General features: G+C 53.9%; 13 protein-coding genes. 10 read left to right on the top strand and 3 right to left on the bottom strand.

The features are described 5' to 3' along the window. Positions 1 to 681: ammonium transporter (locus QQ91_RS06665; RefSeq protein ID WP_375340941.1), on the bottom strand; the 681-nt coding region annotated here is incomplete at its 3' end. A gap of 209 nt (positions 682 to 890) precedes the next feature. Between QQ91_RS06665 and QQ91_RS06660 the strand changes: the two genes are divergently transcribed. The 3 genes from QQ91_RS06660 (at position 891) to QQ91_RS06650 (ending at position 3,364) form a co-directional block, all read left to right on the top strand. After that, positions 891 to 1,754, top strand: coding sequence for a Tab2/Atab2 family RNA-binding protein (locus QQ91_RS06660; protein WP_166281297.1), 864 nt, complete (start codon positions 891 to 893; stop codon positions 1,752 to 1,754). Between the two features lie 6 nt (positions 1,755 to 1,760). Beyond that, positions 1,761 to 3,059 carry a TldD/PmbA family protein gene (locus QQ91_RS06655; protein WP_166281295.1) on the top strand — a complete coding sequence of 433 codons (1,299 nt, stop codon included), beginning with the start codon at positions 1,761 to 1,763 and terminating at the stop codon, positions 3,057 to 3,059. 83 nt (positions 3,060 to 3,142) lie between these two features. Beyond that, positions 3,143 to 3,364, top strand: coding sequence for a hypothetical protein (locus tag QQ91_RS06650; protein WP_250833277.1), 222 nt, complete (start codon positions 3,143 to 3,145; stop codon positions 3,362 to 3,364). Between the two features lie 26 nt (positions 3,365 to 3,390). Here the strand turns inward: QQ91_RS06650 and QQ91_RS06645 are convergent, their stop codons facing one another. Beyond that, a complete protein-coding gene (locus QQ91_RS06645) occupies positions 3,391 to 3,948 on the bottom strand; it encodes a tetratricopeptide repeat protein (RefSeq protein WP_236096105.1) in 558 nt (185 codons plus the stop codon). Positions 3,949 to 4,039: 91 nt separating this feature from the next. On the opposite strand from QQ91_RS06645, the gene panD reads away from it, so the two are divergent. Next, positions 4,040 to 4,420, top strand: coding sequence for an aspartate 1-decarboxylase (gene panD, locus QQ91_RS06640; RefSeq protein WP_166281293.1), 381 nt, complete (start codon positions 4,040 to 4,042; stop codon positions 4,418 to 4,420). 99 nt (positions 4,421 to 4,519) lie between these two features. On the opposite strand, the gene QQ91_RS06635 is transcribed toward panD, so the two are convergent. After that, positions 4,520 to 4,978, bottom strand: a complete 459-nt coding sequence (locus tag QQ91_RS06635; protein WP_166281291.1) for a protein-tyrosine phosphatase family protein — start codon at positions 4,976 to 4,978, stop codon at positions 4,520 to 4,522. Positions 4,979 to 5,199: 221 nt separating this feature from the next. On the opposite strand from QQ91_RS06635, the gene cysC reads away from it, so the two are divergent. The 6 genes from cysC (at position 5,200) to QQ91_RS06605 (ending at position 11,542) form a co-directional block, all read left to right on the top strand. Continuing rightward, positions 5,200 to 5,802, top strand: coding sequence for an adenylyl-sulfate kinase (gene cysC, locus QQ91_RS06630; RefSeq protein WP_201277369.1), 603 nt, complete (start codon positions 5,200 to 5,202; stop codon positions 5,800 to 5,802). Positions 5,803 to 5,967: 165 nt separating this feature from the next. Next, positions 5,968 to 6,165, top strand: coding sequence for a 50S ribosomal protein L35 (rpmI, locus tag QQ91_RS06625; protein ID WP_166281287.1), 198 nt, complete (start codon positions 5,968 to 5,970; stop codon positions 6,163 to 6,165). An 84-nt stretch (positions 6,166 to 6,249) separates the two neighbouring features. Further along, entirely contained in the window at positions 6,250 to 6,600 is a 351-nt protein-coding gene (rplT, locus tag QQ91_RS06620; protein ID WP_166281285.1) for a 50S ribosomal protein L20, read from the top strand. A 347-nt stretch (positions 6,601 to 6,947) separates the two neighbouring features. After that, positions 6,948 to 9,239, top strand: a complete 2,292-nt coding sequence (locus tag QQ91_RS06615; RefSeq protein WP_201277368.1) for a hypothetical protein — start codon at positions 6,948 to 6,950, stop codon at positions 9,237 to 9,239. A gap of 100 nt (positions 9,240 to 9,339) precedes the next feature. Further along, a complete protein-coding gene (gene gatB, locus QQ91_RS06610) occupies positions 9,340 to 10,821 on the top strand; it encodes an Asp-tRNA(Asn)/Glu-tRNA(Gln) amidotransferase subunit GatB (protein ID WP_166281281.1) in 1,482 nt (493 codons plus the stop codon). A 4-nt stretch (positions 10,822 to 10,825) separates the two neighbouring features. After that, complete coding sequence (locus tag QQ91_RS06605; RefSeq protein WP_250833276.1) at positions 10,826 to 11,542, top strand: LOG family protein; 717 nt, start codon at positions 10,826 to 10,828, stop codon at positions 11,540 to 11,542. The last annotated feature ends 35 nt before the right edge of the window (positions 11,543 to 11,577 follow it).

Genomic DNA, 11,577 nt, shown 5'->3' with positions numbered 1-11,577 from the left:
TGATCCAGCAAAGTCGCCAAAGGCTGTTCCCAGGTTGGCCAACCAACCGCCACCCCAGACCCAGTGACCGGTAATGGGATACAAAATTCCCGTCAAAATCAAGCTGAAGATAAGGAATGAGACAAACTTAATTCTTTCAGCCACGGCTCCCGAAACAATGGTGGCCGCGGTGCCCGCAAAGGCGAGCTGGAACAGAAACTTGGCAGCCAGAGGAACGCCAGTCCAACTCAAGGCACTAAAAATCCCTTGATAGGCGTCTTCCATGGCTGGGCTGTTGTCAGCCCCACTTAAAAAGAAACCGCCTGTTCCGAAAAACGGTGTGCCGTCTGAGAACATGATGCCAAATCCAATGACCCAGTAGGCAATGGTGGACAGGCCAAATACAATTAAATTCTTTGAAAGAATGTTCACTGCGTTCTTCTGACGGCAGAACCCAGTCTCCAACATTCCAAATCCCGCGTTCATGAAAATCACGAGAAAAGCAGCCACCATCACCCAAACGGTATCGAGCGCTACCTTTAGTTCTGCTGTGGGATCTGCTGCTTCAGAGGCACCTTCCTGAGCGCCCGCTGCCACAGCCCAGAACAACACAATCAGCAAGGCAATGGGAATACAGGCTTGCCAAGCTGATGAAAAGGATTTTGCAGCAGGTTTCCCCCCCACAAAACTAGATTTAGACATCACCACGAAATTTTCCCTCACTTCAACGAAAAACTAGGTGTTAGCTACGAAGTGGAACACTTCAATCTATGCTTAGAACGGAAACGTTCAAATTCTTCGGCGAAAAGGTTTCTTAACCTAACCGATTCCATCAGGTCAAGCAAACGCTTTCTGTATCAAGCGATACATTCTGCTGTATTTCATTTCTTAAAGAAAAATCATTTTAATCCATGTCTGTTAGCTGGGAGCTTGATTTTTATTCCCGTCCAATCCTGGATGACAACGAGAAAAAGCTGTGGGAGCTGTTGATCTGTAGCGAGGATCGCACCTTTGAATTTTCTCGCTATTGCCAGGGTTCCCAAGCCAATGCTCGCTGGCTCGCCAGTGCCATCCTGGAGGCGTTAGACAGCTGCTATGAAGGGGGGCAGCTTGCATCGGGATCACTGCCCGATCAAGTGCGTTATTTTCGACGTCCCATGAGCACCATTATCAGTCGCGCCTGTGACAGCGCCCGATTAACGGCTCAGCCTAGCCGCCGGACCTTTGCCCTCTACGAATGGCTGCAGGAGCGCTTTCAGTCAGTGTATCCCCAGCATCCGGGTTACCAACCGTTGATGCCAGCGCCGGCCTCCTTTGAGCCGGCGACTCCCCAGCCCCTCCCCCCGGTTCTGGTGGGGGAAGGCTGGCAGTTTGTGACGCTTCAGAAGCGAGACCTGGAGAATCTCCAGGATTGGTCTATTGCTTTTCAGGCCCAACTGCCTCCCGAACTCGCGCGCTTGGATGAACAGGTGTTGATTCCAGGCTTAGTGATTTACTCCAAACGGGCAGTCCCATTGGCGGGCTGGATGAACGGGTTTGAACTTGCGGCGATCGCCTACGAGCTAGATCCTAAACCGCAACTGCTGCTCGAAACTGGCATTAGCGAACGCTGGCTGCTAGCGCGGATGACCAATGCCCAGCAGCAGCAGGAAGCCATAGCCTTTGAGGAAGCTAAACAGGCCGCGGCGAATCTGCACTTTATTGCGGTGCAGTCTGGCCCGGAATCCCAAGAGTTTGCAGGGTTCTGGGTTCTCCAGGCTCTCTCTCTTGTTTAAGCTGCGATGAGTGCCGCGTCTTCGTCCTCAGCAGAGCAGCTGTTAGCTCGGGCGATGGCAGCCAACGTCGAAGCTGCAGAGGTTTACGAACTCCGCACCAGTGCCCATACGGCCTGCTTTGAAGCCAACCATCTCAAGCGTCTGGAGCATCTTGAATCGGGGGGCATGGCCCTGCGTGTCTGGAACCAGCATCGGCCCGGCCTCGCGGTGGCCCATGGCCCCTTCGACCAGGACACCCTGGTTGCCCAGGCCATTGCCCTTAGCGAACTGCATCCTCCCCAGGACTATCCGCTCTCGGCATCAGTGATGCAGCCTGCTCAGCTAGATCGCGGACTGGCGGTCCCGGCTGAACAGCTCATTCGCTGGGGCCATGACTCCATTGATCGCATCCTGGACGCCCATGCCGACTGCAGCTGTAGTGCTGAATATGAATGTGAAACCGAGTATGTTCACCTGATTAACTCGGCAGGGATGGAGTGTCGCTACACCGACATCACCCTCCGGGGACTGCTCACCGCTGAGAAAATTAAAGGGCAGGACTTCCTATGTATTGAAGCTGACCAGGTGCAGCGCAACCAGCTCAACCCCGAAGCTCTGATTGAGTTGATTGAGCAGCGGCTGGCCTGGGCTGCCGAGCGGGTTCCTGCCCCTCAAGGTGCGGTGCCGGTTTTATTTACCCCCCGCGCGGCCGATACCCTCTGGGCCACTTTGCAAGCAGCCCTAAATGCTCAAAAAATTATTGAGGGGGTCTCACCCTGGAGCGATCGCCTCGGTGCCTCGGTGATCTCCCCCCAACTGACCCTATCCCAAATCCCCTCCCTGGGTCCCTACAGCTGTCCCTTCGATGACGAAGGCCAGGCCACCCAAACCCTGGAACTGGTTCATCAGGGAGAGCTCCAACTGTTTTACACTGACCTTAGAACAGGGCAGTTGCTGGGCTCAGGCACCACTGGCAACGGGTTTCGGCCCACCCTGAATCAATACCCCCATCCCGAACTAATCAATCTGGTGGTTCAGCCTGGATCGAAGTCCTTCAGCGAGATCATCGGTGCCCTCAGTGATGGCATCCTTGTGGACCAGGTTCTTGGCGATAACAGCCGTATCGGAGGCGATCTCTCCATCAATGTGGACTTAGGGTATCGCATTCGCCAAGGAAAGATTACCGGGCGCGTCAAGGACGTGATGATCTCGGGCAACACCTACCAGGCCCTCCAGCAGGTGTTGATGCTGGGCAACGATCATCAGTGGAATAATATCTTTTACTCACCCTCAATTTTGGTTGGGGGCCTCTCGGTGACCGCCTAGTTCCCTCAATCCACCCCCAGCGGTTCCAGCCTCCTCGGTTGCTCGGTATCATGGGACAAGAACCATAGAGTTGAGGAACTATCGTGGCTGAGCCAACAGTAAACTGCGCGGTTGAATGTGTGAACGGTTGCGTGTTAGGCGACGATTGCCCTCACCAAGCCTATCGAGAAGCGGCCTCTAAATTTATTCAAAACACTTCTATTGATCGCATGGTGGAGATTGCCGAAGAGAGCCTACACAAGCGCCTGACCCGATCTATACAGGGCGACAATTTGCCCGATCTACCGCCATGGCCAGATGCTTAGTCCCCAGGCTTCGCTCAAGCTATCGATTAACGCAGTCCCATCCAGATCAGCCCACCGATGAGGGCAATACTGAGCGCAAAGGCGACGCCGATAAACCCGTTATCCTGGGTTTCAACCTGGCTGAAATCAATTTCTGAGGCTGGGTCAAAGGGAGAAGGACGGTGAGGTGCTTTGACCCCGGAAGCCCCAGATCGCCCCACAGCACGATAGCTCTCGCCCTGCACCGCATTGAGATCTGGAATCTGAGTCATCCAGTTTGGATTGACGGATAGCTTCGGGGCTTCCAGAATACTGAGCAACCGACGGCTCTGCTTGCGCACTTCTTGGTAAGGACTAGTGGCCAGGCGGCGGCATAGACCCAGCGCTTCCTGGCGATCCCCCGCAGCATCATAGGCCAGCGCTAGCCACAGCCCCACCTCTCCTGCGAGTTTAGATCCTGTATCCACCAGCGCAATTGCCCTAGCCAGGGCCTGAATCGCTTCCCGATACTCACCTCGTTCAAAGAGACCTTGTCCTTGCAAAAAGGATGCCTGGGCCGCCTCTAACGACCGCGGCTTTGAATCAGGCTGATTTGCATCTTCCATAACCAATGTGACCAATCGGGAAAGTTTTTAAGCCCTGGAGTCAGGACCAACACCACCATGACTCCTCTCGGATTAGGGTATGATTCATCATATGCAACGAACATTCCTTTGCTCTAAGCTTCATGGCTGTACGCTGACCGGAACCCACCTGCACTATGTGGGGAGCATCAGTATTGATAAAGCACTGCTGCAAGCCGCTCAGATTGGCCCCTATGAACAGGTTCAGGTGGTCAACGTCAACAACGGCGAACGGCTGATGACCTACGTGATTGAAGCTCCCCCCCATTCAGGGGTGGTGGAACTCAACGGAGCCGCAGCTCGCTTGGGAGCCCCGGGCGATCGCATTATTATTATGACCTACGCCCTGCTAGATCCCGTTGAGGCAGAGCAGCATGAACCCACGGTCGTTGTTGTGGGCGATCGCAATCAGGTGCTGGAAGTTCGTCGAGATTTGATATTCCATTACGCTTAAAGTGTTTTTCTGCGTTCCGCAGATCTGCGCATCTGGCCTTCCAGGACCCCTGAGTGCAACCCGTATGGTGGGATCTGTCCAAGGCAGACCCCGTGGGATTTAGCGTGAGGTGAGCAACAACTCTCGCATCACTCTCACCTGGTGCTCATCCGGTGCAGCATAGGAATGCTGCAGCTTGACATGGGCAATTGCATCCTCAAGGCTCATCCCCTGGTTGGACACCATAAATAAACAGCACACCGAGGGCGATCGCCCCACTCCAGCCAGGCAGTGGACGTAGATAGAGTGCATCTTCTGGGACCATCGGTTCAAAATTCCCATAGCCTGCGCAAATTGTTCCACCGACGGAATCCCACCCGTATAACCATCGGGAATGGGAACGCGCTCCCAGACAAAATTGTGCCTCAATTCGTCCGGCACTAGAATTTCATGCTCTTCGGTCAGGGTGAGGACCGCTGTGATCCCCTCCTTGCGAAGCTTATAAACTGCGGATGTATCCTCCGGGAAAGATCCCACAGCGAGCTGTTCAGGGACAATCCAGGAAAACCGTTTAGACATAGGTTCAAACTGACTAGCGTTAATATTGATGGATCTGGCGAACTATCCTGGATCAGCGAAGCAGGAAGGACTCCATGATGTGTGAGGATCACCCCTCATAGTAGAGCTTTCAATACCCGATTGTGTTCCATTCGCGGTGCTTCTTCCGCTAAATTAATGGAATCTCAGCCGTCCCCTCTCCCTGTAAACCACCCTATTTTGTGAGCATCCATACTGTGAGCATGAAGTCTTCTAACACCGTTTGGCATTCTGCCATCATCACTCGGGAACATCGCCAACAGCAGAATGGCCATCAAAGCGCGATTCTTTGGTTTACCGGACTATCAGGCGCGGGTAAGTCAACCCTTGCCCATGCAGTGGAGGAAAAACTGCATGCGCTGGGCTGTCGCACCTTTGTGATTGACGGCGACAATATTCGCCAGGGCCTGTGTGGCGATCTCGGCTTTTCCGCAGCGGATCGAGTTGAGAATATCCGGCGCATTGGCGAAGTCGCCAAGCTCTTTACCGATGCTGGGGTGATCGCGTTAACCGCGTTTATTTCCCCGTTCCAGTCCGATCGCGATCGCGTGCGCCAGCTGGTGCCAGCGGGAGACTTTGTAGAGATTTACTGCGCCGCTGCTCTAGAGGTCTGTGAATCGCGTGATGTCAAAGGACTCTATAAGCGGGCAAGATCAGGCGATATTCCTAATTTCACCGGGATCTCCTCCCCCTACGAGGCTCCGCAAACCCCAGAACTCACCATTGACACTGGCGATCGCCCCCTGGAAGAGTGCGTGGATCAAGTCATTCACTACCTACGCCAGCGGGGCATCTTGGCAGACTAGCAGGACGGCAGTTCAGCGTGCCAAGGAGATGATCGGCTGTCGTCCTTTTGGCGGGTCGACAACTCAATGCAGCCGCCATGAGATTGAATAATTCGATCCAGGCCTTGATCAAGGCCTAGGGTTTCCACTAAGATATTTGACTGTGTCCAAAACGTAGGGATTATCATGCCCAAGCTAAAAACGCGACGCGCGGCCGCCAAACGCTTCAAGCGCAGCGGAAGTGGAAAGTTTTTACGTCGTAAAGCTTTTAAAAGTCACTTGCTCGAGCATAAGTCCACCGCCAGAAAGTCCAGATTGGGGAAAAAGGTTGTGGTTCGCGAGACTGAAACTGAAAATATTCAGCTCATGCTGCCCTACGCATAGGTAATTGCTTCGGACAAAGCCGCGAACCCATGTGTTGCGGTATTTCCCTCCCCCTGAAATTTGTATTGCTTAGGAACGTAAGCCATGGCTCGTGTCAAACGCGGGAACGTCGCCCGTAAGCGGCGTAAAAAGATTCTCAAGCTCGCTAAGGGCTATCGAGGATCCCACTCTAAGTTATTTAGGACAGCAAACCAGCAGGTCATGAAGGCCCTGCGCAATGCTTATCGGGATCGCCGCAAGCGCAAGCGAGATTTCCGTCGTCTTTGGATTACTCGCATCAATGCAGCGGTTCGCCAGCATGGCATGAGCTATAGCCAGTTCATGCATGCCCTCAAGCAGGCAGATATTCAGCTTAACCGTAAGATGCTGGCCCAGCTTGCTGCCGTCGACCCAGACTGCTTTAAACAAATCTTTGATCAGGCCACTGCATCTTAGGAGCGCAGCTTGGTGCTTGATCCTGGCTGCATTTCCTTCCTTGCCTTTAATCCTCAACGACCTTCAAGATCAGGGGCACTTTCTGATTTTGAACGGCGAAGCTCTGCCCTAGGATCGAGATTGACTCGGGGCAGGGTTTTTTGCATTTTTACCTAGAAAACAGCGGCGGCACCCAAGACTCTCCCCATCGCCTGTGAGGATTGCCTTGAATTTGCATTATTATGGATGCCATTGAGACTGAATTGTATGAGTTCCCTTGAGTAGTCCGTTGCCCCCGGCACCCCGGCCCTGGCAGCGGCAGACCAGTGCTCCAGGGTCTACCGCCTGAAGTAGTTCACCGATCAGTCATGAACAAGCCTGAACCTATGAATCCAGATCCCAGCCTGGGGAACAACGGTCAAAGTGCCGACTTTCTTTTCAGTCCAGCGCATTCTGCTTCCGAGGCCTCCGTTCCTCCTGTCTCGCCTCAAGTCCAGGATTTTGAAGCGGATGCCGCCTTGCCCCCTGACCCATCGGGATCTGACCTCCACGATTCCATGTTGGGCAGCCTGGATCCGGATTTTGAAGCGACCCATATCGAAACGACCCATATCGAAGCCACCAATTTGGATGCTTCGTTGTCCACCCAGTTGACCGAAACAGACCCTGATTTACCTGATTCGAAGGATATTGCGCCGATTAATTATAAGCAGCGACGCCGCCAAATCCTGGCCCAGCATCGCCGCCCAAGGATTTCACCTCGCCAGTCTTGGGCCAAGGTAGGGAAGCACCTCAACGCTTTGCCTGGGATTCGGCATGCGGTGCAGTTTCGCGGCTGGCCCTGGATGATTGCCCTGGGAATTTCTGGTACCACTAGTGTCGGGGCCTTCGCTTGGCTCTCTGGCTTACCGCCAACTCCAAACTGTAATCAGTTATCCGCCTCTTGGTCCGAAGCGGGCCGCCTTTATTGCGCAGATCAATCGGCTCGACAGCAAGATCCCGAAAATCTTTCCAAGGCGTTGGAAATGGTCAAAAATTGGGACGAGAACGATCCCATGTTTGAGCAAGTGAGTAAGCTCTCGAACGACTGGTCCCGCTCGATTTTAGTCGTTGCCCAACAAACACTAGAGGAGGGTAAGCTCGAAGAGGCGATCGCCCTGGCGGAGAAAGTCCCCCCCAGCAGTAGCTATTACAAAGAGTCCCGATCCGTGATTGAAGACTGGAAGCAGGATTGGGAAAGCGGTGCGGCCCTTCTAGAGGAGGCCCGAGACGCGGTTCAAGAGCAAGATTGGCTCGTGGCGACCGACCGTCTCCGGCAGCTGGTGCAGCTTGAGGGAGACCATTGGCAAAAGCGAGCAGACAAGCTGATTTCAGAAATGTCTGTGGAGCAGGAAGCTTTTAGAAAGCTAAATTTAGCGAACGACCGTGCTCAGTACGGAACCGTGGAGGATATTGAGGCTGCCATTAAGGTCAGTACTCAAATCGATCCCAATCGCTTAGCGCGCAAAAAGCTACAAAAGTACGTGGACCAATGGAGTGAGAAGCTGCTGGAACTCGCCGATTATTACTACAGTGTTGGTGACTATTCAGCTGCCGTGAAAGCCTCCCAGGCGGTGCCGCCCGGATCAGCGGCTGGAGAAAAAGCTATTGCCTACCTTCAGGCCAGTCGCGCCCAGGAAGTGGCTGAAAGCGAGAACCTACTGGGCTATGTTCAGGCCATCGCCCTCGTGGATCAAGTTCCAGAAGCTGACGCCACCGCAGTCACGGCAACGGTTGAGACCGAAGCCAGCGAATGGGAACAGCAGGTGCAGGCCTGGGGACAAATGCAGTTTGCAAAACTCTTTACTCGCCTTGATCAATCCGGCGGTTATCAAGTTGCCATTGATCATGCCGCCCTCATCGAACCGAATCATCCCAGTCGGGTTCAAGCTCAATCCCTGATTGCCCAGTGGGAAAAGCAGCAAGGTTCGGTGGTTGATCGGCAGATCATTGCTCGCGCCAATCAGCTAGCTCAGGGGCAAGATCGCGGGGGACTGCAAACTGCCATTGCGGAGGTTCAGCGCATTCGGCCAGAAAGCCCCCAACGCATCCGCGCCCAAACCTTAATGGCCGAATGGAGCGCGACGCTTGAAAAGCGCGAAGACCAGCCCATTCTGGATCGAGCCTTCGCTCTCGCTAAAACTGGAGATCTCAACAGTGCCATCGGCATTGCTGAAAAAATTGGACCAGAGCGGGCCCTCTACGATGAAGCCCAGGATGCGATCGCTGATTGGGTTGCCCAAATACAAATTGCCCAAGATCGGCCCATTCTCAGCGATGCTCAGGCCCTTGCTCGCAATGGTCAGCTCTCGACGGCCATTTCCCGCGCCTCTGAAATTGGCTATGGACGTGCCCTTTATTACGAAGCGCAGGACTATATTTCTGCCTGGGTGGCAGAACGCAACCGCCTTGAAGCAGCCCGTCGTCCGCCAGAGCCACGCCGACGGGAGGAATCGACCTATCAAGCCGAGCAATATGACGATGACCCCCCGGAGAACTATTACGAGCCTCCTCAAGAGAACTATATTGAGGAAAGCGTCCCGGCCGTCTCTGTGGAGGAATCCTACGTCGATAGCGCTTCTGGGGCTGATGAAAGTGGCGGTCCCCAGGAAAACTTTTAATCCCTAGGCGCTGAGTCAAGGGCCTTCTTTCTCCAGAACCTTCTTCTCCAGGACTTTCTTTTTAGTCCGCCTCGCTCTCTCTACTCTCCTTTAAGACCCTATGGCCCCGGCAACAAAAACTCAGTACGAAGCAGTCATTGGGCTAGAAACCCATTGCCAATTAACCACCCACACTAAAATCTTCTGTCATTGCTCCACAGCCTTTGGATCGGATCCCAATCAAAACGTTTGTCCCGTTTGCATGGGCATGCCTGGGGTCTTACCCGTTCTCAACGAAACGGTTTTAGAATATGCCGTCCGCGCTGGCATGGCGCTGAATTGCACCATCAGCCCTTACAGTAAATTTGATCGCAAGCAGTATTTTTATCCCGATCTACCCAAAAATTATCAAATCTCTCAGTACGATCTGCCCATTGCAGAGCACGGCTGGTTAGAAATTGAGCTCCTGGATGAGGCGGGGAATCCCCTCCGCAAGAAAATTGGTATCACCCGTCTGCACATGGAAGAGGATGCAGGTAAGCTGGTCCACGGTGGCAGCGATCGCCTGGCTGGGTCCTCCTTTTCCCTGGCGGACTATAATCGTGCTGGGGTACCCCTGTGTGAAATTGTGTCTGAGCCGGACCTGCGGACCGGGCAAGAGGCTGCAGAATATGCCCAGGAACTGCGCCGGATTCTGCGCTATCTCGACGTTTGCGATGGCAATATGGCAGAGGGGTCGCTGCGCTGCGATGTGAACATCTCCGTGCGCCCGGTGGGGCAACAAGAATTTGGCACGAAGGTTGAAATTAAGAATATGAACTCCTTCAACGCCATTCAGCGAGCCATTGATTACGAAATTGATCGTCAAATCAAAGCCCTTGAAGCTGGAGAAACCATTCCGCAAGAAACCCGCCTGTGGGAAGAAGGCAAGCAACGCACCGTCAGTATGCGATCCAAGGAGGGATCCAGTGACTATCGGTACTTTCCTGAACCCGACCTGACTCCCATTGAGGTTACCCCCGAGCAGCTAGCTGCCTGGCAGGGTAAGCTTCCAGAACTACCAGCTCAGAAACGGCACCGCTATGAGTCTGATCTAGAACTGTCGGCCTACGATGCCCGTGTTCTCACCGATGACTTTGGGATAACGCGCTATTTTGAGCAAACTCTGGCCGCAGGTGCCCCCGCCAAGCCCGCCGCGAACTGGATTATGGGAGATATTACCGGGTATCTCAACAATGAAAAGCAGTCCATTGATGACATTGCGCTAACCCCGAAGGATCTGGCAGAGTTGATTGAGCTGATTGAGAATCAAACCATTAGCAACAAAATTGGCAAGGACTTGCTGCCCGAACTGCTCCGTCAGGGCGGGTCACCGAAGCAGTTGGTGAAGCAAAAAGGCCTAACCCAAATTTCTGATCCAGATCAGCTCAACACCATGATTGATGAGGTCCTCGCAGCCCATCCGGAAGAACTTGAAAAGTTCCACAGCGGCAAAACAAAGCTCAAGGGCTTTTTTGTGGGTCAGCTGATGAAAAAGACCGGAGGGCGGGCCGATCCCAAACTGGCCAACCAACTCCTCACCCAGAAACTGGAGCAAAAATAAGCCCGTGTCGGAGGATGTTTGTCCCACTCCGCGTGGGGAGCCCATTACGCCAGAGGAGCACCATGCCCAAGTCATTGAAACGGCGGTCTTCGGACTCTGGGAGGTCGTTAATCAACTCTCCAGCTTGCCGCAGCCTAAGCGATCGCGTTATTCCGTTTCAATTTTTGGCTCAGCTCGTCTGAGTCGAGACTCCTGGATTTATGCGGGGGTGCGCTCTCTGGCCAGCGAACTGACCCGCCTTAACTGTGACATTATCACGGGTGGCGGCCCTGGGCTGATGGCGGCGGCCAACGAAGGGAGTGTTGAGGCCGATCCCAACAACTGTACCGATTCCATAGGAATTCGAATTGACCTGGACTTTGAGCAGCACGCCAATCCCTTTGTCGAGCAGCTTTACCATCACCGCACCTTCTTTAGTCGCCTGCATCACTTTGTGCTGCGCTCCGATGCCTTCGTGGTGGTGCCCGGCGGTATTGGCACCACCCTGGAGACCTTGATGATTTGGCAGCTCCTACAGGTTCAGCAGCTCCGCGATCGCCCGCTCATCTTAATTGGCCCCATGTGGGCGGATCTGGTGACCTGGGCCAGAGAATCCATGCTAGATAAGAAATTCCCCCTGGCCAGCCCTGAGGATATCCAGATTCCTCACTGCGTCGACACCTTTGATGAAGCTATTGCCAAACTTCGTCATGCCCATCAGGCCTGGCAAGGCAAACTCTAACTCTGCACGCCAGAAGTATTGCGATATACTAAAAG

The organism is Lyngbya confervoides BDU141951, assembly GCF_000817775.3.
Classification (GTDB): domain Bacteria; phylum Cyanobacteriota; class Cyanobacteriia; order Thermosynechococcales; family Thermosynechococcaceae; genus Lyngbya; species Lyngbya confervoides.
This window is presented reverse-complemented; position numbering and strand designations above follow the sequence as displayed.

What these genes read in the sequence shown, in the direction of transcription:
- QQ91_RS06660 (WP_166281297.1), top strand. Translation starts at nt 891, where the DNA reads ATGTCTGTTAGCTGGGAGCTTGATTTTTATTCCCGTCCAATCCTGGAT.
- QQ91_RS06655 (WP_166281295.1), top strand. Translation starts at nt 1,761, where the DNA reads ATGAGTGCCGCGTCTTCGTCCTCAGCAGAGCAGCTGTTAGCTCGGGCG.
- QQ91_RS06645 (WP_236096105.1), bottom strand. Translation starts at nt 3,948, where the DNA reads ATGGAAGATGCAAATCAGCCTGATTCAAAGCCGCGGTCGTTAGAGGCG.
- panD (WP_166281293.1), top strand. Translation starts at nt 4,040, where the DNA reads ATGCAACGAACATTCCTTTGCTCTAAGCTTCATGGCTGTACGCTGACC.
- QQ91_RS06635 (WP_166281291.1), bottom strand. Translation starts at nt 4,978, where the DNA reads ATGTCTAAACGGTTTTCCTGGATTGTCCCTGAACAGCTCGCTGTGGGA.
- cysC (WP_201277369.1), top strand. Translation starts at nt 5,200, where the DNA reads ATGAAGTCTTCTAACACCGTTTGGCATTCTGCCATCATCACTCGGGAA.
- rpmI (WP_166281287.1), top strand. Translation starts at nt 5,968, where the DNA reads ATGCCCAAGCTAAAAACGCGACGCGCGGCCGCCAAACGCTTCAAGCGC.
- rplT (WP_166281285.1), top strand. Translation starts at nt 6,250, where the DNA reads ATGGCTCGTGTCAAACGCGGGAACGTCGCCCGTAAGCGGCGTAAAAAG.
- QQ91_RS06615 (WP_201277368.1), top strand. Translation starts at nt 6,948, where the DNA reads ATGAACAAGCCTGAACCTATGAATCCAGATCCCAGCCTGGGGAACAAC.
- gatB (WP_166281281.1), top strand. Translation starts at nt 9,340, where the DNA reads ATGGCCCCGGCAACAAAAACTCAGTACGAAGCAGTCATTGGGCTAGAA.